Raw genomic sequence first — 24,691 nt, forward strand, 5'->3', positions numbered from 1 at the left:
GCCGGGCTCGCCGTTTATACCGCTGCGTTCGTGTGCGAGGCGCTACGCAGCGGTATTGGCGCGGTCGACGCAGGCCAGGCCGAGGCCGCGCGCGCGATAGGTCTCACCTTCGGTCAGTCGCTACGACTGATCGTGCTGCCGCAGGCTGTGCGGGCGGTGATTCCGCCGCTGGGCAGCGTCGCGATCGCAATGATCAAAAATTCGGCGATCCTCGGCGCCTTCGGGGTCGGCGGCGAACTTTACAGTGTGGCGAACACGCTGAACAGCGCCCGGGGTGAACCGGCACTGCCGGTCTACACCGGCGTGGTGATCGGTTATCTGATCATCATCATTCCCGCAGGTCTGCTCCTGGGGGTACTGGAGAAGCGTATGACGGTCGCCCGGTGAGCGGAGGCCATCTCTACGATGCGCCGGGCCCCCGCGGGCGACGGCGGATCCGTATCGCCACGGTGGTGGCGGGCCTGGCCCTGGTCGGCATCGCGGCGCTCGTCGTACGGCGGCTCGCCGCGAACGGCCAGTTCGCCGCTGCGAAGTGGAGCCCGCTGTTCGACCCGAACGACGCGAACTTCGCCGACCTGTGGCGCCTGTTCGGCGGCGGTCTCCTGCACACCCTGACGGCCGCCGCCCTGGCGATGTCGTTGTCGCTGCCGTTCGGGGTTCTCATCGCGGCGACGAGGATCTCGGCATCCCGATGGTACCGCGGGATAATCGTCGGTACGGTTGAGATCCTGCGCGCCGTCCCGGTGGTTATCGCAATCTTTTTCGCGTATCAGGTTCTCCCCACGTATGGGCTCAAGCTGCCGCTGTTGTGGTACATCGTCATCGGTCTCACAGCCTACAACTCGGTGGTCATCTCCGAGATCGTCCGGGCGGGTATCCTCGCGGTACCGAAAGGTCAGTCCGACGCCGCCGCCGCGCTGGGTCTCACTCGCGCCCAGTCCATGCGGTTCATCCTGTTGCCCCAGGCGTTCCGATCGATGCTGCCAGCATTGATCAGCCAGCTCGTCGTGATCCTCAAAGACACGTCTCTCGGCGCGTTCATCGCCTACGAGGAGCTGCTGCGCCGCGGTCTGATCGCCATTCAGACACTGCACAACCCGATTCAGACATATCTGGTGATCGCCGCTATCTTCATCGGCATCAACTATCTCGCGAGCCGTCTGGCGATCTACGTGGAAGCGCGCCTGTCAACCCGGCGATCGGTGCCGCCCTCCGAAGATCGTCAGATCAACAGTTCGGTGCCGGCAACAGTCCCGTGACGGCAGTCATCCCGTCGACGGAAATGCACAGAGACGATGGTGAGTGCTCTGGACGACTGCTATTCCTGCGTGGGCAACGGGTCGCTGGACACCCTGCCGCCGCGGGAACGGATCCTGCTGGGGTCGGGATGGCGGGTCGCGCACGCGATCCGTGCCGCGCTGCCCGGCTGGTTGGTTGTCGTCGCACGCCGGCACGTCACGTCGCTGGGCGATCTGACCGCCGCGGAGGCGTCCGAACTCGGTCTGATGACGTGGCGGCTCGGTCGCGCCCTGACCGACGTCACGGGGTGCGCGAAAACCTACGTGGCCGCATTCTCCGAGGCGCCGGGCTTCACCCACATCCATGTCCACGTCATTCCACGCGCCGAGAGCCTACCTGCCGCCGACCGCGGCCCTGCAGTCTTCTCCTACCTGCGCAGACCGGCCAGCGAGTGGGTGTCGTCAGAGGTCATGGACAGCCTTGCGGAGACCCTTGCCGTGTCACTCGCGTCGATGCCGTAGCGCCGCCCGGCTCGGGCCTCACGCTGGCCAGCTCGACGGCGACGACCGGTGACCGCCTGCTGCTGACTCCACCCGGCGGCTGGCAGCACGACGACCGGGTGGATCTCCAGAACCCTGATGTGGGCGGTGGTGGGCTCGCCGAAGCCGTCCGCATGAGAGGGTCGAATGCGTCTGACCCTCAGCCTGGTGCGGTGTTCCACCGCCGATGCCAGCCGGGCGGTCGATGACGATGAGCGCACACCCGCCGTCGTGATCAAAGCAAGGGTGGGATGATCAGGATATACCTTGAGATCGAGGCAAAGTATACGTGAAGCGGAGTATCGGTGACTGATTCGACCATCATCTACACCCACACTGACGAAGCCCCGGCCCTGGCTACGTACGCGTTCCTGCCAGTGGTCCAGGCATACGCCCGAGCGGCCGGTGTCAGTGTCGAAAGCCGTGACATCTCCCTGGCGGGGCGGATCATCGCCAGTTTCCCCGAGTATCTCGGGGAGGCTCAGCGCATCCCTGACGCGCTCACCGAGCTCGGTGAACTGGCCAGGACGCCCGGGGCGAACATCATCAAGCTGCCGAACGTCTCGGCGTCGCTTCCGCAGCTGAAGGCGGCGATCGCCGAGCTGCAGCAGCATGGCTACGCGTTGCCGGACTACCCTGACGACCCGAAGACCGACGAGGATCGGGCCATCCGCGTCCGTTACGACACGGTCAAGGGCAGTGCGGTCAATCCGGTGCTACGCGAGGGCAACTCCGATCGCCGTGCCCCTGCGTCGGTGAAGAACTACGCCAGGACCCACCCGCACCGGATGGGCGCGTGGCGGTCCGACTCGAAGACGAACGTCGCCACCATGGTTGCCGACGATTTCCGCTCCACCGAGCGGTCCGCGGTCATCACCCGGGACGGCTCGGTGCGCATCGAACTGGCGGGTGACGACGGTGCCACCACCGTCCTGCGTGCGTCCGTGCCGGTGCTGGCGGGCGAGGTCGTGGACGCGTCGGTGATGCGCGTGGCCGCGCTGTATGAGTTCCTTGCGGCACAGATCGCCCGGGCCAAGGCCGAGGGCGTACTGTTCTCGGTGCACCTGAAGGCGACGATGATGAAGGTCTCCGACCCGATCATCTTCGGTCACGTGGTGCGGGCCTTCTTCCCGGCGACGTTCGCCGCGTACGGTGCGACGCTCGCCGCCGCAGGCCTGAGCCCGAACGACGGGCTCGGCGCCATCCTCAAGGGCCTGGAACAGCTGCCCGAAGGCGCGGAGATCAAGGCCTCCTTCTCCGCCGAGCTGACTGCCGGGCCCGCCCTGGCGATGGTCGACTCCGACCGCGGCATCACCAACCTGCACGTGCCCAGCGATGTCATCGTCGACGCCTCCATGCCGGCCATGATCCGCACCTCTGGTCGCATGTGGGGGCCGGACGGCCAGGAGGCGGATACCCTCGCGGTTCTCCCCGACAGCAGCTACGCCGGCATCTACCAGGTCGTCCTCGACGACTGTCGGGCGAACGGGGCCTTCGACCCCGCGACGATGGGCTCGGTGTCCAACGTCGGTCTGATGGCGCAGCAGGCCGAGGAGTACGGCAGCCACGACAAGACCTTCGAGATCCCCACCACGGGCACGGTGCGGGTCGTCGACGAGGCCGGCGACGTGGTTGTGGAGCAGGTGGTCGCCGCCGGCGACATCTTCCGCGTATGCCAGGCCAAGGATGCACCGATCAGGGACTGGGTGAAGCTCGCGGTCACCCGCGCCCGCGCCACCGGCGACCCGGCGGTGTTCTGGCTGGACGAGAACCGCGCGCACGACGCGAAGGTGATCGAGAAAGTCAGGGCATACCTGCCCGAACACGACATCCGGGGACTGCAGATCGAGGTCATGGCGCCGGTCGACGCGATCGCGTTCTCGCTGGAGCGGATCCGCCGCGGCGAGAACACGATCTCGGTTACCGGCAACGTGCTGCGTGACTACCTGACCGACCTGTTCCCGATCCTGGAGCTCGGTACGAGCGCCAAGATGCTCTCGGTCGTCCCGCTCATGAACGGCGGCGGCCTGTTCGAGACCGGGGCCGGCGGCTCCGCACCCAAGCACGTCCAGCAGCTCCTCAAGGAGAACTACCTGCGCTGGGACAGCCTGGGCGAGTTCCTCGCGCTGGCGGTCAGCTTCGAGCATCTCGCCCAGACGACGGGTAACGCACGCGCTCAGGTGCTCGCCGACACCCTCGACCGCGCGACTGCCACCTTCCTCAACGAGGACAAGTCGCCCAGCCGCCGCCTGGGCGGCCTCGACAACCGCGGCAGCCACTTCTACCTGGCGTTCTACTGGGCGCAGGAGCTGGCCACGCAGACCGACGACGCCGATCTCGCGGCGGCGTTCGCAGGCCTGGCCAAGACGTTCGCCGAGCAGGAGCAGACCATCGTCGACGAGCTGATCGCGGTCCAGGGCTCGCCGACCGACATCGGGGGTTACTACCAGCCCGACGCCTCCATGGCCGCGGCTGTTATGCGCCCGTCGACGAGCTTCAACGAGGCCCTTGCGGCTCTCGCCTGAGGAGTGAAGCGGCTTCCCGTTTCGGTGGGCAGTGAACCTCAGGTTCGCTGCCCACCGAAACGGGATCGCTCCAGAGCCGGGCGAACGGCCGGGCTGCCGTTCGCCCGGCCGTTCACGCGGACGTTCACCCCGCCGCGGCCCGGCCCACAAAGGCCATGCCACGATCCCGGCAGACCGCCCGCTGCTCCTTCGCCGGCAGGAAGTCCACCAGTTTCGGCATCTGCGACGGGTCAGCCATGCCCTCCCCGTGCGGATAGTCCGAACCCATCACCAGGCAATCCGATCCCACCGCGCCGGCGATCTCGGCGATGTCGTCCTCCGGGTAGGGGACCACCAGGATGTGCGCACGCACGATCTCGGTCGGCCGGCCGGGTAGGGGACCGCCTATCCACGGGCCGTTGCGTCCCATGCCGCGCATCTTGTCGATGCGCCCCATGAAGTACGGCAACCAGCCTGCACCGTGCTCGACGGATATGACCTTGAGCTGCGGAAATCGACCGAACAGGTTGTCGTAGACGAGCGCGGACAGAGTATCCATGATCGCCCGGTCGCCATACAGGTTCATCCACTGCCAGGCGGACTGATCATACGGGCGCGGATTGGAGTCCTGGCCCCAATGCACGGCTTCACGCTCGTTGTAGCCGCAATCGGTGATGTGATAGGCGACGCCCACGGCCGCTTCGTTGAGCCGTGCCCAGATCGGGTCGAAATACGGGTCTGCGGGCGAGCGGCCGTAGGCCGGTCCGGTGCGCAACATCACGACTCGGGCGCCGCGTTCCAGCACCCATTCGGTTTGGCGAACCGCCTCGTCCAGGTCCCGGAACGAGATCGCCGGCGGGCAGAACAGCCGGCCGCCGTTCGCGAACCCCCAGGTCTCGAACAGCCACCGGTTGAAGGCGTTGAGGTTGGCGTACAGGACATCGGTGCGCCGGCAGAACGACTCGGCGAACAGCGCCAGCCCGGGAAAGACAAGCGCCGCCTCGACACCCTGGCGATCGAGGTCGGCCAGCCGGGCCTGCGGCTGCAGGTACTCAGGCCGGGGCTTCTGGTAAAAGCGCTCGTCGTCGGCGATCCCGGTCTTCATCGCGCGCAGCTTCTCGGCGAGCGTCCCCGGGACGTGCACCTGCTCGTACAGGTTGCCGTCGGTGAACGTCACAATCCGATCACCAGCCACGATCAGTTCGGTACCGGCGGCGTCGCGGACCGGTCGCAACGCCTCCGCACGAAATGCGGGGTCGATGTAGTCGGCGAACGCGTCACGCGGTTCGTACAGGTGCGAGTCCGCGTCGAACAGGGGGTAATCGACGACCGGTGTCATGGTCTTCTCCTTTGCCGCTTCCCGCGGCCGCGGACGGCGGCCGTCGCTCAGGTCCGTCAGACCGCAGCCGCGCCCTGGTACCGGCTGACCTCGGGCCTGCCATCAGTGACCCGGGGGACTTCGGCCCCCGGCGATGCGACAGAACCACGATCGCATCGCCTTTGGCCCACTAGCCGATCGGCGCCCGAGCGAGCCCGCGCAGGATGAAAGTGCGGTACCAGTCCCCGATGTCGGCGAATGACAGCCGACCCTCGGGTCTATACCACAGGTGGGTGTAGTTCATCAACTGCATAATGCTGTTGGCCGCGACCGCGGGGTCGACGGCCGGGTCGAAGGCGCCTTCGTCGACACCCTGACCGATGATGTCGCGCACGAACTGGTCGTAGGCGTCGCGCTGGTCGATCAGCGTTTGGACGCGTTCGGGACGCAGGCTACGGAACTCCCGTTCGACGACGGCGGAGTACCGGATGTTGGTGGCCAGTCGGGCCATCCACCGCTCGACGAACCGTGACAGCCGCGTCACCGCATCCGCGCGCATGAGCGTCTCATCCTCGGTCAGGTAGCGCAGGCCGTCGGCGTGGACGTGCTCGGCGATGGCGTAGAGGAGGTCCTCCTTGGTGTCGATGTAGTAGTAGAGGCTGCCCTTGAGCAGGCCGACCCGGGATGCGATGTCCTGGATCGTGGTCGCCTCGTAGCCCTTCTCGTAGAACACATGGGCGGCTACATCAAGGATTTCGTGCCAGCGGGACTCGCCCACCACGGCCTTCGGCGGTCGCGCGGACAGCCGAGGGACACCAGCGCCCGTCCCCGGGCCGTGCGACTGCCCGGCTGCGTCGCTCACCCGGCCATGTCCCATCGGGCAGATCACCTTCTTCGACGAATGTGCCGCTTGACGGACCGCCTGTGCCAGACCAATCTAACGGTTGTTTGACCTGCACGTCCAGGTCCACGATACGAGTCAGTCGCCCGACCACGTTCCCGCAGTCCGTGGCGGCGGCCGGGGCGTCCAGGAGGCAGCGAGATGACAGAAGTGGCGCCGGGCGACGACGAGATCGGGCAGTTCGCCGCCCTGGCCACCGCCTTCCTGGACCGGCACGCCAAGCGCCGGCCCGAGCGCCTCGGCCAGCTGGGGTGGGGTGAGGGTCCAGACGACATCGCCGTGCTGGAGGTGCACGCCGACGCCGACGCCGAGCGGCGCGACCTCACCGCGGCGCAGGCGTGGCGGGCGACGGTCTTCGACGCCGGGTTCGGCTGGCTCGGCGGCCCGGTGGAGTACGGCGGCGGCGGCCGCAACCCGGTCCTCGACGACGTCTACCGCGGTCTGGAATCCGGGTATGAGGTGCCGAACCAGAACATCATCGCCAGCGGCACCGCGCTCGTGGCGCCCGCGGTGATCGCACACGGCAGCGCCGAGGTGAAGGCCCGGTACCTGCGCGGCGTCTTCCGTGGCGACCTCGTCTGCTGCCAGCTGCTGTCCGAACCCGACGCCGGCTCCGACCTCGCCGGGCTGCACACCCGCGCGGTGCGCGACGGCGACGAGTGGGTCGTCACCGGCCAGAAGGTGTGGAGTTCCTACGCCCACCTCGCCCACGTCGGGCAGCTCCTGGCCCGCACCGATCCGGATGCCTCCAGGCACGCCGGACTGACGATGTTCCTCGTCGACATGGACAGTCCCGGCGTGCAGGTCAGGCCGCTGCGGATGATGACCGGCGAGGCCCACTTCAATGAGATCTTCTTGGACGAGGTGCGGATCCCCGACCGCCACCGGGTCGGGGCGGTCGGCCAGGGCTGGCAGGCCACGATCACCACGCTGATGAGCGAACGGGCCGCCGTCGGCGGCGGCGCGACCTCACCGGCCATGGACCCCGTCCATCGCGTCACGGCGCTGGCCCGCCAGCTGGGCCGCGCCGGCGACCCGCTGCTACGGCAACGGCTCGCCGACGTCCACCTCCATGAACGGTTGCTGCGCTACCTGGGGCTGCGCCAGGAGGCCGCCCTCGCGGCCGGCCGGCCGCCCGGACCGGAAGGATCGGTGATGAAGCTGTTGTACTCACAACAGGCTCGGCGGATCGGCGAACTGGCCGCGGACCTGCTGGGACCGGCGGTCACCGCCGACAACGGCGAGTGGGGGACGTTCGCCTGGGCGCGGTGGGTGTGTGGAGCGCCGTTGCTGCGGATCGCCGGCGGCACGGACGAGATCCAACGCAACACCCTCGCCGAACGGGTGCTGGGACTGCCCCGGGGGCTGCGGTGACAACGCCGGCCGCCGCGCGGCCGAGCGCACCCTCCACCGCCTCCACCGCCACCACCGGCCAGCGAAAGGTGATCGTGGAACCATGATGACCGGCGAGCAGTACCTCGACTCGCTGCGAGACGGGCGCCGGGTGGCGCTCGACGGTGTCCTGCTGCCTGACGTCACCGCCGACCCGGGGCTTGGCAACGCCGCACGCTGGGTGGCCACCGGCTACGACCGCATCCGGTCGGGGTACCCGGACGGCGTGAACCCGATCTACCAGATCCCGCGGACGGTCGAGGACCTGCGGGCCAGGCTCGATCTTGTCCAGGAATCCGACGTGACGGTCGCCCTGACCTCCGCGGTCCTCGCGTTGCTGACTGCGGCGCCGCGACTGGCCACGGCAAACCCGGCCTACCGGGAACGGATACTGCGCTATTTCGAGGACTGCAGGCGCCGCGACGTACGGTTCGCCGAGGTCATCACCGACGCCAAGGGCGACCGGTCGCTGCCGCCCGGCAAACAGGACGACCCCGACCTCTATCTGCGGGTCGTCGACCGCGACGCCGACGGTATCGTGATCAACGGGGCGAAGTTCCACATCACGATGGGCCCGCTGGTGCACGAGCTCGTCGTCATGCCCACCAAGCGAATGAAGCCGGGCGAGGAGCAGTACGCGGTGGCGTGCGCGGTGCCGGTGAACTCCCCGGGCGTCACCCAGATCGCCACCAGCCCGCACCCCCGGGGCAGCGACGGGCGGTCACACCCGGTGTCCGGCCGACATACCGACCCGGACTCAATAGTGATCTTCGATCACGTGCATGTGCCGTACGAGCGTGTCTTCCTCGACGGTGAGGTCGAGGAGTCCGCGGTGGTCGCCCACTCGCTCGGGCTGTGGGAACGGATCAACGGGGTGGCCGACATGGCGCGCCTCGGTGACCTGCTGGTCGGGATGGCCCAGCTCGTCGCCGAGGCGAACGGCGTCGACCGGATCCCGCACATCAAGGACAAGATTGCGGAGATGGTCATCTACGCCACCCTGGTGCGCGCCGGGCTGGAGGCGTCCATCGCCGGCGCGACCCACACCGAGGACGGCATGATCGCGCCCAACGAGCTGTATGCGAACGCCGCCAAGTACCACGCCGCGGCGCACTACCCGGTCATGGTTCGCAACCTGCACGACATCGCCGGGGGCGCCGTGGCGACGGCCCCCTCCATGGCCGACTACGACAACCCGCAGCTACGGCCCTATATCGACAAGTACCTGCGGACCATGCCCGGCGTCGACGGCTACTACCGGATGCGGCTGTTCCATCTGATCCGCGACGTCACCGCCGACGCGCTCGGCGGCCGGGAACTGGTCTCCTGGCTGCAGTCCGGCGGCGGACTGTTCGCGCAACGCACCGTGACCCGCAAACACTACGACATCGAGGCCGCCAAGGACCTGGCCCGGCGGGCCGGCGGGCTCCTCGACGGGGCCGAGCCGGCGAGCTACCCGGACGGCCATGGCTGAGTCATCTCCCCCCGGGCCATCTCCCCCCGGGTCAGTTCCTCCCGGGCCGGCCCAGGCCAGCCCGTCCCGCGCTCGCAGGGTGGCCCTCGTCACCGGCGGTACCCGCGGCATCGGCGCGGCGATCACCGAGCGGCTTGCGCGCGACGGCATCCACGTCGCCGCGGTCTACGTCCACGACGACGGCCGCGCGAAGGAGTTTCTGGACCAGGTCAGCAACGCGGGCATGTCCGTGTCGCTGCATCGCGGCGACATCGGCTCGCCGGCCGACTGCGAGCGGCTCGCCTGCGAGGTCGTCGCCGCGCACGGCCCGGTCGACTACCTGGTGAACAACGCGGCCATCAGCAGCGACGCCCCGGCGCACGAGATGACGGTCGAGCAGTGGGACGCGGTCGTGCGGGTCTCGCTGTCCGGCGTCTTCTACCTCACCCGGGCGGTGCTGCCCACGATGCTCGAGCGCGGCTTCGGCCGGATCGTCAACGTCGGCTCCATCGCCGGGACGATGGGCTCGACCTGGCAGGCGAACTACGCCGCGGCGAAAGGCGGGGTGATCGCGTTCACCAAGTCGATCGCTCGGGAGACCAGCCGCAGGGGCGTGACCGCCAACTGCGTGCTGCCCGGCCCGACGCGGACCGACATGGCGGCGGCCACCCCGGACGAGGTGAACGACAAACTGCTGCGGCTCATCCCGGCGCGGCGCGTGGGCCGACCCGAGGAGATCGCCCATGCCGTGCGTTTCCTTCTCGACGACCTGTCCGGCTTCATCACCGGCGCGCTGCTGCCGGTCGACGGCGGCATGAGCATGTGAACGGGCGTACACGTGAACGGGAGGACGGATATGCATCTCGATGACCGGGTCGCGATCGTCACCGGGGCCGGGTCGGGGCTCGGGCGGGCCGCGGCCGTCGCCCTCGCCGCTGCGGGCGCGCGGGTCGTAGCCGCCGACATCGACCCGGCGTCCGCCGCGCACACCGCGGATCTGATCGTCGCGGCCGGCGGCCAGAGTTGCTCGATCCGGGCTGATGTCGGCGTGGCGGACGACTGCGCGGCCCTGGTGCGCCGGGCCGTCGACGCCTACGGGGCGCTGCACATCCTCTACAACAGCGCCGGAATCGCGCTCGGGAGGCAGGACGGGTTCGTCGCCGACATCGAGCCCGAGGTGTGGGACCGGGTCATCCGCGTCAACCTGTCCGGCACGTTCTACTGCTGCCACTACGCGATCGGCCCCATGCAGGCATCCGGTGGAGGTTCGATCATCAACACCGCCTCGTCCATGGCCCACCTGCCCAACGGACTCCTCGACGGCTACGCTGCGTCCAAGGGCGGGGTTGCCACGCTGACCCGGTCCATGGCGGTCGGCTGCGGCGCGCGCAACATCCGGGTCAACGCGATCAGCCCGGGCTACGTCGACACGCCGATCAACGCACCTCTGCTGCGCAACGACAAGGTCCGGACGGCCTTCGCCGCCGGCCACGCCACCGGGCTCCAGACCGCCGAGGAGATCGCAGACCTCGTCGTCTTCCTCGCCGGCGACGCCTCCCGCAGCCTCACCGGTGCCGTGCTCACCTGCGACCGGGGCTGGACGGCGTTCAAGGTTCCCGATGTCCTGCGGCCCGCACCGTGATCACTCTGGCCGTCGCCGTCACGGTCGGTCCGCGACGGCGTCCGCGGACGCGTCCGCGAGGACGTCGGCGGCCAGGTTGGCGATGTTCGTCCGGCGGGCCACCCCGCGGGGCGACTCGTCGTATCCGGAGAGTGGGTAGCCGTTCGTCAGGAAGGCAAAGGAGACCTGGCTGACCGGGTCCATGAACGACACCTGGCAGGGCGCACCGCCATGCCCGAATGTCTCGGCGGAACCGGTGGCCGGTAGGTAGGCGCCGGGCAGCGTTCCGGCGACGACCACGAACAGCCCCATCGTCACCGGGTTCGGCTGGGCGCTGTAGCCCTGCGGGTGCATCGTCAACCGAGGGCGGATCCCGTCGGTGACGGCCGTCGGCGTCCACCGTCCGGAATGGACCAGGGACTGGTAGTGCAACGCGACGTCGCGTGCCGTCCCGACCAGCGAGTGACTCGGCTCGCCGGCGGCCAGAATCTCGGGCTTCGACAGGTACCAGGGACCCCACGGGTCGACGGTCGCATCCGAGTCCTCGGGATCGATGCTGACGAAGGGGGCGACGTCGTCGGCGTGGCGCTCCTGGGGTACCCCGAGCTCCAGCGACAGCCCCAGCGGCTCGGCGATCTCTTCCCGTAGGTACTGCGCCAGGGTGGAGCCGGTGCGCCGTTCGACGATCTCCGCGATCACCCACGCCGCCGACGTCAGGTGGAACTCCAACCGGCTGCCGGGCTCGAACGTCAGCCGCCACTTCGACATGGCGGCGAGCCGTTGACCGCGGTCGAGCATCTGGGGCCATCCCAGTGGCGCAAGGGGGAACCCGGCGGTGTGGGTCAGCACCTGTTCCACCGTCACGACGTCTTTGCCGTTGGTCCCGAACTCGGGAATGATGTCCGCGACCCTCTCACCCGCGGCGAGAAGTCCTTCCCCCATCAGCTTCCAGACGATCGAGGCGACGATCGGGCGGCTCGCAGACTGCAGGACATAGCGGGTCTGCGGCGTCGCGTCCCCGTAGGTCTCGAACAGCACCAGGCGACCGGCCCGAGCCAGTGCGATCTGCGCCGACGGTAACGGCCCGCCTTCGACCTCTATCCGGACGCGTTCGGTCAACAGGGCGAGCCGGCGGGGGTCAAGACCGACATCCACCGGGTCGGCGAGCAGAGCGACCGGCGAGCTGGACCCGCTGACTGTTGTCCCACGCTCCCTTCGGTCAGCACACATGGGCTACCGGCCCTCCACGAGCTCGTTGTTAATCATCTGACTTAGAGCGCTTAGCTTATGTTTTATGGTGAGGCTGAACGCTCGTGTCCGCGTTCCGGCGATCGGTCAGCGGAGCTGTGTCGGCCAACGGAGCTGTGTTCAGCCCGGCAGAATGACGATCTCATCGCCGACGGTCAGTGCACCGCCGCGCACGATGTCGGCGCGCAGGCCGCCTCGGTCCTCGAGGGCGTTGCGCACACCCGGGCGGGTGCGTTGGTCGAGGTAGGCGCATGGCGGGCATGATCGGACGCCGCACAGGACGACGTCGCCGATACGGAAGGTCCTATCGACAAGATCGAGCAGTGTGACGCCTGCGGTGACCAGGTTTCGCCGGGTCTCATGTTCGGCCAACTGGACGCCGGTGTCTGCGACGGCGGCGGCGACCGCCTCGCGTTCGATCAGCGTGACCTGCCGTCCTGGACCGTCGTGTCCGGAGAAGGTGCCGGTGCCAGCCGCGTACCGGTCGCCGTCCAGCCCTTTCCCCTCCACCGCGAACACGTTGCCGGGTGACTGCATTGCGGCGCCCCGTTGCGGCGTCACGTAGATGCCGACCAGGCGCCCCCGGACCGTCCCCGTCGCGTCAGCGTCCGCCATGACCAGTCACACTATAGTCCGCGGGTGTAGCCGAGATACCTCGGAAGTCGGCCACGATCGCCTCTTGGTCGGATGGGCGTCCTGGGCACTCCTACAGGCCGAGGTGGCGGGCGATGAGCATCTTCTGGACCTCGCTGGTGCCTTCCCCGATCTCCAGGATCTTGCTGTCCCGCCAGTGCCGGGCGACGGGGTACTCGTTCATGAAGCCGTAGCCGCCGTGGATCTGGGTTGCCTCACGGGCGTTGGTCACCGCGGCCTCGCTGCTGACCAGCTTCGCGATCGCAGCCTCCTTCTTGAACGGGCGGCCGGAGGCCATCCGGGCGGCCGCGTCGTAGTAGGCGGTGCGGGCGACGTGGGTACGCGCCTCCATCTCGGCAATCTTGAAGGAGATCGCCTGGTTGGCGCCGATCGGCCGGCCGAAGGCGTGGCGGGTCCGGGCGTAGGCCACCGATTCCTCGACGCAGGCCTGGGCGAGGCCGACGGCCAGTGCCGCGATGGCAATGCGGCCTTCGTCGAGGATGGACAGGAAGTTCGCGTAGCCGCGGCCCCGTTCGCCGAGCAGGTTGGCCTCGGGTACCCGTACGTCGACGAGCGTGAGCGGGTGGGTGTCGCTGGCATGCCAGCCGACCTTGGAGTACGCCGGTTCCGCGGTGAAGCCGGGGGTCGGGACCGGCACCACAATGGTGCTGATCTCCTTATTCCCGGCCGCGGTGGTGCCGGTGAGGGCGGTGACCGTGACGAGCCGGGTGATGTCGGTACCGGAGTTGGTGATGAACGCCTTGGCACCGTTGATCACCCAGGTGTCGTCGTCGAGGCGTGCGGTCGTGCGGGTGCCGCCGGCGTCGCTGCCCGCCTCGGGTTCGGTCAGCCCGAACGCGCCGAGGGCCTCGCCCGAGCACAGCATGGGCAGCCATTGCTGTTTCTGGTCCTGCGTGCCGAACCGGTAGATCGGCATCGCGCCGAGCGAGCAGCCGGCCTCCAGCGTGATCGCTACCGACGAGTCGACCCGGGCGAGTTCCTCGATGGCCAGGCAGAGGGTGAAGAAGTCGCCGCCCATCCCGCCGTAGGACTCGGGGAAGGGCAGTCCGAACAGGCCCATCGAGGCCATGGCGGCGACGACTTCGTAGGGGAAGGTCTTGTTCTCGTCGTGTTGGGCGGCGACCGGGGCGACGACCTCGCGGGCGAACTCGGCGACGGTGCGGCGCAGGGATTCCTGCTCGTCGGTGAGGCGGGTGTCAGGCATCGGGTGTCTCCTGCGGGTCCTGCGGGTCCTGCGGGTCCTGCGGGCCGGGGATGAGTGCGTCGGCCTCCACGACGGCGAGGACCTGGTCGAGGGTGACCTGTTCGCCGGTGTGTGCGAACAGGTCTGTGACGTGGCCGTCCCGCGGGGCGGCGAGGGTGTGTTCCATCTTCATCGCCTCGACGATGATCAGTGGCTGGCCGGCGGTGACCTGTTCTCCGGCGGCGACGTGAACGGCGATGACGGTGCCGGGCATCGGGCTGCGGACCTCGGCGGCGCCGGCCGATCCCGCTCCTGTGTGGGCGGCGGGGTCGGCCTCGACGATCCGCCAGGCGGCTCCGTCGGCGCCGAGCCAGCGGGTCGCCCCGTCGCGGGCGTACCACCAGCGTCGGCTCCGCCCGCCGACGGTGATCAGCAGTTCGCTGCAGTCGTCGGCGAGGGTACGTACCGCGGCGGTCCGGGGTTCCCCGGTCGCGGCGGGCTCGACGTTGACGTTGACGTTGACGGTGACGGTGACGGTGACGGTGACGGTGGCGGCTGTCGGGGTGCCGGTCACGGTGACCTCGGCGATGCCGCCGCCGGGCAGCGCCGGCCGCCAGACCAGGGGAGCCGGGACACCGCCGACCCGCCAGCCGCTGGGGACGTCCCAGGGGTCGATCACCGGGCCGGCCGGCTGCGCCTCGGCGAGCCGCGCCAACCCGTAGGCCGCCAGCGCGTGGGCCGGGAGCGCACCGGCCGCCAGCGCACCGGCCGGGGGCGCACCGGCCGGGAGGTCAGCGTCGCCGAGGCCGTCGAGCTCGCGTTCGACCAGACCGGTGTCGAGGCGTCCGGCGGCCACGTCGGGGTGGGCGAGCAGCGCCCGGAGGAAGGCGATGTTGGTCGTGACGCCGAGGACGGCGGTGCGGGCGAGGGCGGCGTGCAGCCGGGTACGCGCGGTCGCCCGGTCCGGCCCCCAGGCGATCACCTTGGCGAGCATCGGGTCGTAGTCGGTTCCCACCCGCTGCCCGTGGGTGAGGCCCGAGTCGACGCGCACGCCGTCGCCGTCGGGTTCGCGCATCAGCAGGACGGTGCCGCCGGTCGGGAGGAAGCCGCGGGCCGGGTCCTCGGCGTAGACCCGCGCCTCGATCGCGTGCCCGGTCAGGGCGATGTTCTGCTGGGAGGTGGTCAGCGGCCGGCCCGCGGCGATCCGGATCTGCTCGGCGACCAGGTCGATCCCGGTGACCATCTCGGTGACCGGATGTTCGACCTGCAGCCGGGTGTTCATCTCCATGAAGAAGAAGTGCGCCGGGTCGTCGGCGCCGACGATGAACTCCACGGTGCCCGCGCCGGTGTAGCCCACGGCGCGGGCGACCTCGACCGCGGCCGCGCCGATGCGGTCCCGGGTCGCGACGTCGAGCAGCACCGACGGCGCCTCCTCGATGATCTTCTGGTGGCGGCGTTGCAGGCTGCACTCGCGTTCGCCGAGGTGAACGACGGCGCCGTGGGCGTCGGCGAGGATCTGCACCTCGATGTGCCGTGGGCGGTGGACGAACCGTTCGAGGAACAGGGTGTCGTCGCCGAAGGACGCGGCCGCCTGTCGGCGGGCGGCAGCGAGTTCGCTGCGCAACGCGGCCGGTTCGGTGACCAGACGCATCCCTTTCCCGCCCCCACCGGCGGACGGCTTGATCAGCACGGGATAGCCGACCTCGGCCGCGGCGGCGACCAGGTCGGCGTCGCTCATCCCCGGTTCGGTGCGGCCCGGTACCACCGGGACACCAGCGGCGGCGACGGTCTGCTTGGCGCGGATCTTGTCGCCCATCACCGCCACGGCGTGTGCGGACGGTCCGATGAAGACCAGGCCCGCCTGCGTGCAGGCGCGCACGAACGCGACGTTCTCGGACAGGAAGCCGTACCCGGGATGGACCGCCCGGGCGCCGGTGAGCCGGGCCGCGTCGAGCAGCGCCGGGATCGACAGGTAGGACAGCTGGGCGGGCGCCGGGCCGATGTGGACCGCCTCGTCGGCCTCGCGCACATGCCGGGCGTCGGCGTCGGCGTCGCTGTAGACGGCGACCGAGCCGATGCCCAGTGCCCGCAGTGTACGGATCACGCGGACCGCGATCTCACCGCGGTTGGCGACCAGCACGGTGTCGAACAGGGTGGTGTCACCGCTTGTGGTGTCGCAGAGGGTGGCTGGCATCGCGCTCACATCCGGAAGACGCCGTAGCGGACAGGTTCCAGCGGCGCGTTCGCCGCCACCGACAGGGCCAACCCCAGCACCGTGCGGGTGTCGAGCGGGTCGATCACGCCGTCGTCCCACAGCCGGGCGGTCGAGTAGAAGGGGTCACCCTGACGGTCGTACTGAGCGCGGATCGGCGCGGTGAACGCCTCCTCGTCCGCGGCATCCCAGTGCACACCCCGGGTCTCCTGCTGCTCGCGTCGCACGGTCGCCAGCACCGAGGCGGCCTGCTCGCCGCCCATCACCGAGATCCGCGCGTTCGGCCACATCCACAGGAACCGTGGTGAGTAGGCCCGGCCGCACATCGAGTAGTTACCGGCACCGAACGAGCCGCCGATCACAACGGTGAACTTCGGGACCCGCGCGCAGGCGACGGCGGTGACCATTTTGGCGCCGTGCTTGGCGATCCCGCCGGCCTCGAACTCCCGGCCGACCATGAAGCCGGTGATGTTCTGCAGGAACAGCAGCGGGATTCTGCGCTGGTCGCACAGCTCGATGAAGTGCGCGCCCTTGAGGGCGGACTCGCTGAACAGCACGCCGTTGTTCGCCACGATGCCGACCGGGTGGCCGTGCAGCCGGGCGGTGCCGGTGACCAGCGTCGGGCCGTACTCGCGCTTGAATTCGGCGAACCGGCTCCCGTCGACGATCCGGGCGATGACCTCGCGGACGTCGTAGGGGGTGCGGCTGTCGGTGGGTACGACCGCGTACAGCTCCGCCGGGTCGGCGGCCGGCTCGTCGGTAGGGGCGACATCCCAGGGCCGGGGCGCGCGCGGCGCGAGGCTGGCCACGATCGCCCGCACCCGGCGCAGCGCGTCGGCATCGTCGTCGGCCAGGTGATCGGTGACCCCGGAGGTTTTGCTGTGCAACAACCCGCCGCCGAGGTCCTCCGCCGAGACGATCTCCCCGGTCGCGGCCCGCACCAGCGGCGGACCGCCCAGGAAGATCGTACCCTGGTCTCGGACGATGACGGCCTCGTCGCTCATCGCCGGGACGTAGGCGCCACCGGCCGTGCACGAGCCGAGGACCGCGGCGATCTGCGCGATACCGGCCGCCGACATCGTCGCCTGGTTGTAGAAGATCCTCCCGAAGTGCTCGCGGTCGGGGAACACCTCGTCCTGCAGCGGGAGGAACGCCCCCCCGGAGTCGACGAGGTAGACACACGGCAGCCGGTTGTGCAGTGCCACCTCCTGTGCCCGTAGGTGCTTTTTGACGGTGACGGGGTAGTAGGTGCCGCCCTTGACCGTGGCGTCGTTCGCCACCACCACGCACTCACGCCCGGACACCCGTCCGACACCGGTGATGATCCCCGCGCCCGGTGCCTCGTCGCCGTACATGCCGTTGGCGGCCAGCGGCGAGAGTTCCAGGAACGGGCTGCCGCGGTCGAGCAGGGTGTCGATCCGGTCCCGGGGCAGCAGTTTGCCTCGGCTCACATGGCGCAGTCGGGCCTGCTCCGACCCGCCCCGCGCGGTCGAGCTCAGGGCGGACCGTAGCTGGGCGACGAGCGCCTGGTGCGCCGCCGTGCTGGCGACGGCCTGTTCGCTCGCGGTGTCGACGCGGGCCGCCAGCCGGGGGCCGGTCATGAGGTCCTCCCGAGACAGATGACGATTCATGATCTACATCAAGGATGTTAAGGATCACTAACAACTGCTGTCACGCTAGCACGGGCATATCCGCCGCGGAAGGTGTCCGTTTCGGGGTCATGGCATACTGTGAGGGGATGTAGTGAGGTCGCTACCTCGTCCCACTTTTGCCTCACCGTCGCCTTGCAGTCGCTCCACCGTTGTCCAGAGCGTTGAAAGTTAGGATCTCCTCACATCGGCAGGGACGAATCGTCCGAAGATCGTGATCTTTCGCGCGGGCAGCGAGGACCACGGGTGCCTGCGGCAACCGCTCGCCCCGGGTCGGCTCGGCCCTCCTCCCGTCGGGAGGACATCCTGCGGGAGGCTGCGCGGCTGTTCGCCACCCACGGATTCCACGGGGTGAGCATCGAACAGCTCGGCGCCGCCGTCGGCATCAGTGGTCCGGGTATCTACCGGCACTTCCCCAGCAAAAGCGCCATCCTCGCGGCGATGCTCGTCGGCATCAGCGAACGGCTCCACGCCGACGGCGCGGCAGCGGTGCGTACGAGCCGGACCCCGCACGACGCACTCGAACGTCTGATCACACTGCACATCGCGTTCGCCCTCGACGAGCCGTACCTCATCACCGTCCAGGATCGCGACCTCGCCAACCTCCCACGGCCCGACGACCACCGTGTCCGCCGGCTGCAGCGCGCCTACGTCGAGATATGGGCGTCGGTCCTGCGTCAGATCGACTGCCGCCTCGGCGTCGCGGAGAGCCGCGCGCGGGCGCATGCGTTGTTCGGACTGCTGAATTCCACTCCACACAGCGCCACCGAGGTGGACCGCGAGACGATGGCGGCCATTCTGCGGGACATGAGTCTGCGGGCAGCCCGTGGCGACGACCGCTGACCGCTGACCGACCTTCGGACATGAGGGCGCCGGCGAGATCTCGGACGGAGCCATCGCGCGACGGTCCCAGTTCATCGAGGCAAACCGGAACATCGCCTTCCTCGACCTCATCCGAGCGTGATCGGTTCTGATCACATGCTGGTGGCGCGATTCTGCGGAGTGCTACTTCCGGTTTTTACGTACTGTTCGCCGCAGTTGTACGCGGCGAGCGTGAGCTGAACAAATCCGTTGTCGTCGGCGACGAGCGAGCACAGGAGACACCCCAAGGCAGGGCGGGTTCAAACGGTTATAGCGACGCTCCAATAGGATGATCTCGGTAGCGTCGACAGGCTGGATGGTGGAGGGGAGTTTCCCGCTCGCCGTGCCGGGTGGGTGGGGTCTGATGGCCGGCGCGACGGTGGTCTCAACATTCGGTAGAAAACCTGGATCGTCGGCCGGGCGTGAGATCCCCCGACTCGGGGCTTGCGGTTATGCCGCGTGGGTGTCGGTGCCGCGCAGGATGTACAGGTCGTCGCCGAAGCCGGCAGAGATCTGGATGTGGCCGCCGAGGGCCTGGACGTAGCGGGCGATAGCCTCGACGGTGGAGACCTCGCCGCGTTCGATCTGGGAGACCCGGCTCTTGGTGACGCCCATCCGTTCCGCGACGCCCACGGGGATATCCCCTTGGCCTTGTCGAGAGAGGAACCCGGGTGTGGGTCGAGGTGGGTGCTGGCACTATGTGGGCGTGCCTGATCTATTGTGGGATGACGTCAGGGAATGGTTTGACCCGGAGGAGAATGGGTCGCTGCCGGACGTGCATGTGCCGGACACGACGATCGCCGACTGGCAGGCCGGCGTGGATCTTGTCCGGTCCCGGGGGTGGGCGTACGAGTATTCGGTGGACGGGCGGGTGGTTCGGTTGCCGCACAGGGTCGAGGACATGCTGAATCGGCGTAATGGGCGGGCTGGGATGTTGAAGGTTTGGCTCGCACCGGACGTTCTTGCGATCTTTCGACCGTACGTGCTCGAGCGGATCGACTTCGATGTTGATCTGCGGCAGTTGCAGGGCCAGGATCGGCTGGACGTGTTGTGCCAGTTCATGCGGGCGATCGGCCGCGCACTCGGCAAGCCGGTGGTGCTGACCCCTGAGGGCTGTGACACCGTGCCGCTGATCGGATACGAGTTGCGATCTGACTGTGTAGTGGTGCTGGCCGGGGTTTGGTCAAGTGGTAGCGGCGACGTGGTGGGCTGACCGGGGCTGGAACGGGTCTTGGCGCGCAGAATGACCATGCCGGTTAACTCGGCGTCATGCAGCCTTGATAGGTTCGAGGCGGGCGGCGAGTAGGTTGTGAACTGAATCCCGCTTTCCCATTTCACATGGCGAGGTCTGCGAGCCCGAGCCTCATCTGCTCCGTTTCGACGACGTGGCGCGCCATGTCGACGTCGGAAATGTCGATCGCATCCGGGTCGGCTCCGATCTCGCTGTCGCGAGCGTATGCGTCGAACAGCCGCTTCTTCTCCGCCAGTACCTCGAGCATGCGCTGGTCGACGCTGTCGGTGATGAGAATCCGGTGCACCTGGACCGAGCGCACCTGGCCCATGCGGTGGCAGCGCTTGACCGCTTGTTCTTCCATTGCCGGTTTGACCTGCGGCTCGCAGAGGATGACCACCGAGCCCGCCTGGATGTTCAGGCCGACTCCGCCGGCCTCGATCTGGCTGACCAGCACCGCAGGGCCGGCGGTGGCGGAGAACCGGTCGACCATCCGCTGACGGTCGGTCGGTGGTGTGGAGCCGGTGAGCGGCCCCACAATTGTCACCGCCGGGACGGCCGCCGCGAGTGCACGGACCACGACGTCGAGCACGCCGCGGAAGTAGGAGAAAATGACAACCTTCCGTCGATTGTCGGTGGACTCCGCCACGATCTCCAGAAGGCGGCGAAGCTTACTCGAGGAAGACCGCTCGCCGGTGCGGTAGGCAGCCTGGCGCATTGCCATCGGATTGCCCTCGGCGACAGCCCGACGGTAGACCGCGAAGTCCTCGGGCCCGAACTCCTCCCATTCATCGGTCATCACCAGGTCGGGTAATTCTGAAAGCACGTCCTCGGTATTACGTCGTAGGTAGGCCGGCGCGACCTGCTTACGGAAGACCGACGGTGAGCCGATGGTGTGCAAGCCGTTGAGACTCGGCACCAGGTGTGGCTGTAGATAGTCGATAAGATTCTTGAATTCCTCGACCCGGTTCTGCAGCGGGGTACCAGTCAAAAAGAGTACTCGTTCGGCGCGTTCGGTGAGGACGCGCACGGCCTTCGACCGCTGGGCGGCGGGGTTCTTGACGTAATGGGCCTCGTCCACGACGAGCATGGCGATTCCCAGGTCGTCGGGGATCGCCAGCGCCTTCAGGGACTCGAAGGTGGTGATCCCGACGTCGCCGTGTCGTACCCAGGCGGACAGGTTCGCAGCCCGCTCTGAGCCGTGCAGCCGGTGCGCTCGCAGCATGCTCCGCGCCGGGACCTCACGAAGCCAGTTGATCAGTACGGACGCGGGGCAGACGACGAGGAAATGGGTCTTGCCGGTCGCCCTGAGATGGGCGAATGCCGCGATGGCCTGGATCGTCTTGCCGAGACCCATCTCATCCCCGATGATCACTCGCCGTTGTACAAGGGCGAAGCGTGCCCCGAAGGACTGGTAGCCGCGCAGCGACACCTCGCGAAAGGTGTCGTCGAGCCGCTGCTCGCGAACACGCGCAGTGATCTCGGCGGGCAGGAAACCCTCGACCGCGTCGACGTCGAGGTTGAGATCGACGACCTCGCCGAGCAAGCCGTAGTACTCGGCTGCCCGACGCTCGAAGTCGGCCCAGACGCCGTCGGGTTCTGCTGGATGGCGGACCAGTTCGACAGCCCGCGCAAGCTGGTTGGGCAGGTCCGTCGCGTCGACGCCGATCAGGAGCTCCTGGACCCGTCCGAGGGCGACGAGTGCCTCGTCGCGGCGTTCCTTGCCGGCGAGGAGCATCCGGATCCGGCCGCGGCTGGTGCAGGCCGCACGGAGCAGGTCCGGTAGGTCGTCGCGGAGCTTGCCGGCGGGTGTGCGTACGGCCGCAAGTCCGCCGCGGTCAGCCTGGTTGAACCGGCGTAGCGCTACCAGCAGCGCAGTGCTGCGCGGGTTATCCGGGTCGAGGTCGACGCGGACCGCAAGGCTTTCCTCAATGGCGGTCGCAATTTGCTGGGCGGCGCCGAGGACCTGTTTCGCGGTCTGTTCACCGATACCGTCGATCGCCTGCAGCGCACCAGGCGGCGCCTCACAGACCTCCAGGACAGTCGTAATGCCACTGCGTTCGAGAACTCCCAGGCGGAGACGACCGTCCGTGCTGTCTCGTAGCCGGCCGATCGGGATCGTCGCCAGCTCGCGGCGCACCATCTCCGCACGCAGGGTCCGGAACGCGTCGCCGACGTCGGCGCGCAGCGCATCATCCGCATCGAGCACCTCGTCAGCGAGTTGATGCAGCTCCCGAGCACGGCGGAGTAGATCGCGGGCCCGAGAGCCGGCTCTGACCGGCGGGGGGCTGGTCACCGCGGCGCGCTCGTATCAGCCCGGCCCGTGTGCAAGTCCACGAAGCCCAGCGGCAGCACGAGCGCAACCCCTTCGACAATCGGGGGGCACAGTGCGAGCCGTGCCTCGGCGTCGAGGGTCTCCAGCCGTTCGGCCAGGCGACGCTCGAGGTCGCGCGCACGTCGGTAGGCGTTGGCGGACCGCGTCGCCGGTTTGTGACCTGCCGATTCCTGCTCCAGCAGGTCGGCGTGCCGGTGATCCCAGAGAGCGATCTCGCTGAGCAGCCGTTCGCGGACATGGTGGCGGGTACGCGCCACGCGGGGGAGAACCCGCCCCTCCACCGCGGTCAGGTGCTCGACCAGTGAATGCTCAACCGCCCAGTCGATGGCGAGATCCTCGGGACTTCGGATCAGCCACGGTGCGGCGACAGCCGCGGCAAGGGCATGTGTCCCGCCATCGGCGAGCGGCTCATAGGAGAGATAGGGCGCCGGCCCGGGATCGGCGGCCTTTCCATCGGGTGTCAACTCGACGAAGTCGAAACGCTTGGAAACTGTGGCAGGAGGCTGGTGGCCGTTGACGATCTTCTGGCTCATCGCGACCAGCAGGCGTGGCGTCTGCCCGGGGTCGTTGCGGTCCACCAGGACGGTGCCGCTCTTGAGCGTGCCGTGGTGGCGCTCGACGATGAGATCGACGACCGTGTCGACGAGCGGGTGTCCGAGCGCCAGCAGGTCCGCGGGGACCGCTCCGTGCAGGCGCGTGTAGGCGCGGTCGAAGGTGACCCGCTCGTAGCGGGCCAGCACCGGAACGCGGTTGCCGATCTGCCGGGCGCGGACGTCGGCCGGAACATGTGTGATCTCGAATCGACCGCCTTCCCGGGCAGCGATGCGACCACCGAGTCGGCCGAACGCAGTCCGGAAGAACCGTTCGATATCACGGGGTTGCAAGCGTCGTGCCTCGGCATCGGAAAGCTGTTGGCGGGTGGCATCGACGTCGGCCGTCGCGAGTACCTGGGCGTGCAGTGCCCGCTCGGCGATCAACTCGTCCAGGCCTTCGCCCACTCTGGCATCGATGATCTCGTGGAGTCTGGCGCGGACGTCCTGGCGGTCGCCGTAACGGATCGCCTCGACGAGGAGGCCGCGCAGCGGCTGCCCGTCGAAAGCGTCACCGAGGACGTCGAAGACCTTGCCTGCATATGCTTTGCGTTGCTGCTCCACCTTCTCCAGCAGCCGGTGAAAGACCTCACCCTCACGGGTGTTGCTCGCCACCAGGTTCCACAGGTGGCAGACCTCGGTCTGCCCGATGCGGTGAATGCGGCCGAACCGCTGCTCGAGCCGGTTGGGGTTCCACGGCAGGTCGTAGTTGACCATCAGATGAGCCCGTTGCAGGTTCACACCCTCACCGGCGGCGTCCGTGGCCACGAGGACCCGGACGCGGGCATCCTGGGTGAATCGCTCCTGGGCAGCGCGACGCTGCTCACGGCGAACCCCGCCGTGGATGGATACCACTGCGTCACGGTCACCGATCAGCTCGCCGATGCGTGCGACCAGGTAGTTCAACGTGTCCCGATGTTCGGTGAAGATGATGATCTTTCGAAGAGTGCCCGCCTGGTCATGGGTCAGGTCGCTGTCGCACAGGATCGCCCGCAGTTCGGACCACTTCCGGTCGGTGCCGGAATGACGCACACGGTGTGCGTTCTTTTCCAACTGGGCGAGCAGCGCGATTTCAGTATCGAGTTCAGCGCGGGTATTGGAGGCGGTCGCCGCGTCGGCGACGTCGTCCTCAAGTTCCTCACGTTCCTCGCTCACCAGGTCGTCGAGCCGGTCATCGATCTCGGTGTCGACGTTGACGCCGCTGAGAAACCGGTCGGCATCCAGCCGCGGCGGTCTGGCCGCATCGGCCCGCATCTCCCGGCGTCGCCGCTCCAACCGGGCGCGGCGGCGTTCCAGGCTTCTGAGGATGGCTTCTGGGCTGGAAGCAAGACGGCGCTGCAGGATGGTCAGTGCAAACCCGACGGTGGTGCCGCGCTGGCCGTCGCCCTGCTCCTTCAGCCGGTCGGCGCGGTTCATCTCGTGCCGCACGTAGTCAGTCACGGCTTCGTAGAGGCCCTGCTCACCCGGTGAAAGCTCATATGGCACCGTGTAGGCCCGCCGCTCGGGAAACAGCGGCTTGCCCTCCATGGTGAGCAGGTCTTCCTTGACCATGCGCCGCATCAGCCCCGCGGGGTCCACACTATGAACCCCGTCCCGAAACCGGCCCTCAAACCTGTCTCCATCGAGGAGCGCAAGGAAGAGCTGGAAGTCCTCCTGCTTTCCCGCGTGCGGGGTAGCCGTCATCAGCAGCAGATGCCGAGACACCTTCCCCAGTAGCTCACCCAACTGGTACCGGCGGGTCGTCTTCACCCCGTATCCGGA

Annotated in this window: 20 protein-coding genes; 10 read left to right on the plus strand and 10 right to left on the minus strand. The window is 68.4% G+C overall.

What is annotated here, in order from left to right; all coding sequences use genetic code 11:
- The 4 genes from U9977_RS11895 to U9977_RS11910 all read left to right on the plus strand — a co-directional run.
- A partial coding sequence (locus tag U9977_RS11895; protein ID WP_322749292.1) for an ABC transporter permease subunit occupies positions 1–387 on the plus strand: 387 nt, incomplete at its 5' end.
- Positions 384–1,259 (plus strand): amino acid ABC transporter permease, encoded by an 876-nt coding sequence (locus U9977_RS11900; RefSeq protein ID WP_322749293.1) that lies wholly within the window; start codon positions 384–386, stop codon positions 1,257–1,259. The genes U9977_RS11895 and U9977_RS11900, both read left to right, overlap by 4 nt.
- A gap of 39 nt (positions 1,260–1,298) precedes the next feature.
- A complete protein-coding gene (locus U9977_RS11905; protein ID WP_322749294.1) occupies positions 1,299–1,760 on the plus strand; it encodes an HIT family protein in 462 nt (153 codons plus the stop codon).
- Between the two features lie 323 nt (positions 1,761–2,083).
- The gene (locus U9977_RS11910; protein ID WP_322749295.1) at positions 2,084–4,303 is read left to right on the plus strand and encodes an NADP-dependent isocitrate dehydrogenase; all 2,220 of its coding nucleotides are present in this window, start codon (positions 2,084–2,086) and stop codon (positions 4,301–4,303) included.
- A 124-nt stretch (positions 4,304–4,427) separates the two neighbouring features.
- Here U9977_RS11910 and U9977_RS11915 read toward each other — a convergent pair whose 3' ends face one another.
- Complete coding sequence (locus U9977_RS11915; protein WP_322749296.1) at positions 4,428–5,621, minus strand: amidohydrolase family protein; 1,194 nt, start codon at positions 5,619–5,621, stop codon at positions 4,428–4,430.
- A 169-nt stretch (positions 5,622–5,790) separates the two neighbouring features.
- Positions 5,791–6,462, minus strand: a complete 672-nt coding sequence (locus U9977_RS11920) for a TetR/AcrR family transcriptional regulator (protein ID WP_322749297.1) — start codon at positions 6,460–6,462, stop codon at positions 5,791–5,793.
- Positions 6,463–6,642: 180 nt separating this feature from the next.
- Between U9977_RS11920 and U9977_RS11925 the strand changes: the two genes are divergently transcribed.
- The 4 genes from U9977_RS11925 to U9977_RS11940 all read left to right on the plus strand — a co-directional run bounded on the left by U9977_RS11925 (position 6,643) and on the right by U9977_RS11940 (position 10,988).
- Positions 6,643–7,875, plus strand: coding sequence for an acyl-CoA dehydrogenase family protein (locus tag U9977_RS11925; protein ID WP_322749298.1), 1,233 nt, complete (start codon positions 6,643–6,645; stop codon positions 7,873–7,875).
- A gap of 85 nt (positions 7,876–7,960) precedes the next feature.
- Positions 7,961–9,367 carry a 4-hydroxyphenylacetate 3-hydroxylase N-terminal domain-containing protein gene (locus U9977_RS11930; RefSeq protein WP_322749299.1) on the plus strand — a complete coding sequence of 469 codons (1,407 nt, stop codon included), beginning with the start codon at positions 7,961–7,963 and terminating at the stop codon, positions 9,365–9,367.
- 79 nt (positions 9,368–9,446) lie between these two features.
- On the plus strand, positions 9,447–10,172 hold the full coding sequence (gene fabG, locus U9977_RS11935; protein WP_322749300.1) for a 3-oxoacyl-ACP reductase FabG: 726 nt from the start codon (positions 9,447–9,449) through the stop codon (positions 10,170–10,172).
- A gap of 30 nt (positions 10,173–10,202) precedes the next feature.
- The gene (locus tag U9977_RS11940; RefSeq protein WP_322749301.1) at positions 10,203–10,988 is read left to right on the plus strand and encodes an SDR family NAD(P)-dependent oxidoreductase; all 786 of its coding nucleotides are present in this window, start codon (positions 10,203–10,205) and stop codon (positions 10,986–10,988) included.
- An 18-nt stretch (positions 10,989–11,006) separates the two neighbouring features.
- Here U9977_RS11940 and U9977_RS11945 read toward each other — a convergent pair whose 3' ends face one another.
- The 5 genes from U9977_RS11945 to U9977_RS11965 form a co-directional block, all read right to left on the minus strand.
- Complete coding sequence (locus U9977_RS11945; RefSeq protein ID WP_322749302.1) at positions 11,007–12,197, minus strand: serine hydrolase domain-containing protein; 1,191 nt, start codon at positions 12,195–12,197, stop codon at positions 11,007–11,009.
- A gap of 138 nt (positions 12,198–12,335) precedes the next feature.
- On the minus strand, positions 12,336–12,830 hold the full coding sequence (locus tag U9977_RS11950) for an MOSC domain-containing protein (protein ID WP_322749303.1): 495 nt from the start codon (positions 12,828–12,830) through the stop codon (positions 12,336–12,338).
- Between the two features lie 91 nt (positions 12,831–12,921).
- Positions 12,922–14,073: an acyl-CoA dehydrogenase family protein gene (locus U9977_RS11955; protein ID WP_322749304.1), complete on the minus strand. Its 1,152-nt coding sequence runs from the start codon at positions 14,071–14,073 to the stop codon at positions 12,922–12,924.
- Positions 14,066–16,246, minus strand: a complete 2,181-nt coding sequence (locus U9977_RS11960) for a biotin carboxylase N-terminal domain-containing protein (protein ID WP_322749305.1) — start codon at positions 16,244–16,246, stop codon at positions 14,066–14,068. The genes U9977_RS11955 and U9977_RS11960 overlap by 8 nt, the downstream gene beginning before the upstream one ends.
- Before the next feature lie 5 nt (positions 16,247–16,251).
- Complete coding sequence (locus tag U9977_RS11965; RefSeq protein WP_322749306.1) at positions 16,252–17,865, minus strand: carboxyl transferase domain-containing protein; 1,614 nt, start codon at positions 17,863–17,865, stop codon at positions 16,252–16,254.
- A gap of 294 nt (positions 17,866–18,159) precedes the next feature.
- Between U9977_RS11965 and U9977_RS11970 the strand changes: the two genes are divergently transcribed.
- A complete protein-coding gene (locus U9977_RS11970; RefSeq protein WP_322749307.1) occupies positions 18,160–18,756 on the plus strand; it encodes a TetR/AcrR family transcriptional regulator in 597 nt (198 codons plus the stop codon).
- Positions 18,757–19,224: 468 nt separating this feature from the next.
- On the opposite strand, the gene U9977_RS11975 is transcribed toward U9977_RS11970, so the two are convergent.
- Positions 19,225–19,407 carry a helix-turn-helix domain-containing protein gene (locus U9977_RS11975; protein WP_322749308.1) on the minus strand — a complete coding sequence of 61 codons (183 nt, stop codon included), beginning with the start codon at positions 19,405–19,407 and terminating at the stop codon, positions 19,225–19,227.
- Between the two features lie 73 nt (positions 19,408–19,480).
- On the opposite strand from U9977_RS11975, the gene U9977_RS11980 reads away from it, so the two are divergent.
- Positions 19,481–19,987: a hypothetical protein gene (locus U9977_RS11980; protein ID WP_322749309.1), complete on the plus strand. Its 507-nt coding sequence runs from the start codon at positions 19,481–19,483 to the stop codon at positions 19,985–19,987.
- 121 nt (positions 19,988–20,108) lie between these two features.
- Here U9977_RS11980 and U9977_RS11985 read toward each other — a convergent pair whose 3' ends face one another.
- The gene (locus tag U9977_RS11985; protein WP_322749310.1) at positions 20,109–22,301 is read right to left on the minus strand and encodes a DEAD/DEAH box helicase; all 2,193 of its coding nucleotides are present in this window, start codon (positions 22,299–22,301) and stop codon (positions 20,109–20,111) included.
- Positions 22,298–24,691, minus strand: a 2,394-nt coding sequence (locus U9977_RS11990; protein ID WP_322749311.1) for a helicase-related protein, incomplete at its 5' end; no start/stop codon positions are given. The genes U9977_RS11985 and U9977_RS11990, both read right to left, overlap by 4 nt.

Origin of the sequence: Protofrankia sp. Cas8 (assembly GCF_963555845.1) — a bacterium.
In the GTDB taxonomy this organism is placed as follows: Bacteria; Actinomycetota; Actinomycetes; order Frankiales; family Frankiaceae; genus Protofrankia.

What these genes read in the sequence shown, in the direction of transcription:
- U9977_RS11915 (WP_322749296.1), bottom strand. Translation starts at nt 5,621, where the DNA reads ATGACACCGGTCGTCGATTACCCCCTGTTCGACGCGGACTCGCACCTG.
- U9977_RS11925 (WP_322749298.1), top strand. Translation starts at nt 6,643, where the DNA reads ATGACAGAAGTGGCGCCGGGCGACGACGAGATCGGGCAGTTCGCCGCC.
- U9977_RS11930 (WP_322749299.1), top strand. Translation starts at nt 7,961, where the DNA reads ATGACCGGCGAGCAGTACCTCGACTCGCTGCGAGACGGGCGCCGGGTG.
- U9977_RS11940 (WP_322749301.1), top strand. Translation starts at nt 10,203, where the DNA reads ATGCATCTCGATGACCGGGTCGCGATCGTCACCGGGGCCGGGTCGGGG.
- U9977_RS11945 (WP_322749302.1), bottom strand. Translation starts at nt 12,197, where the DNA reads ATGTGTGCTGACCGAAGGGAGCGTGGGACAACAGTCAGCGGGTCCAGC.
- U9977_RS11950 (WP_322749303.1), bottom strand. Translation starts at nt 12,830, where the DNA reads ATGGCGGACGCTGACGCGACGGGGACGGTCCGGGGGCGCCTGGTCGGC.
- U9977_RS11955 (WP_322749304.1), bottom strand. Translation starts at nt 14,073, where the DNA reads ATGCCTGACACCCGCCTCACCGACGAGCAGGAATCCCTGCGCCGCACC.
- U9977_RS11960 (WP_322749305.1), bottom strand. Translation starts at nt 16,246, where the DNA reads ATGCCAGCCACCCTCTGCGACACCACAAGCGGTGACACCACCCTGTTC.
- U9977_RS11965 (WP_322749306.1), bottom strand. Translation starts at nt 17,865, where the DNA reads ATGACCGGCCCCCGGCTGGCGGCCCGCGTCGACACCGCGAGCGAACAG.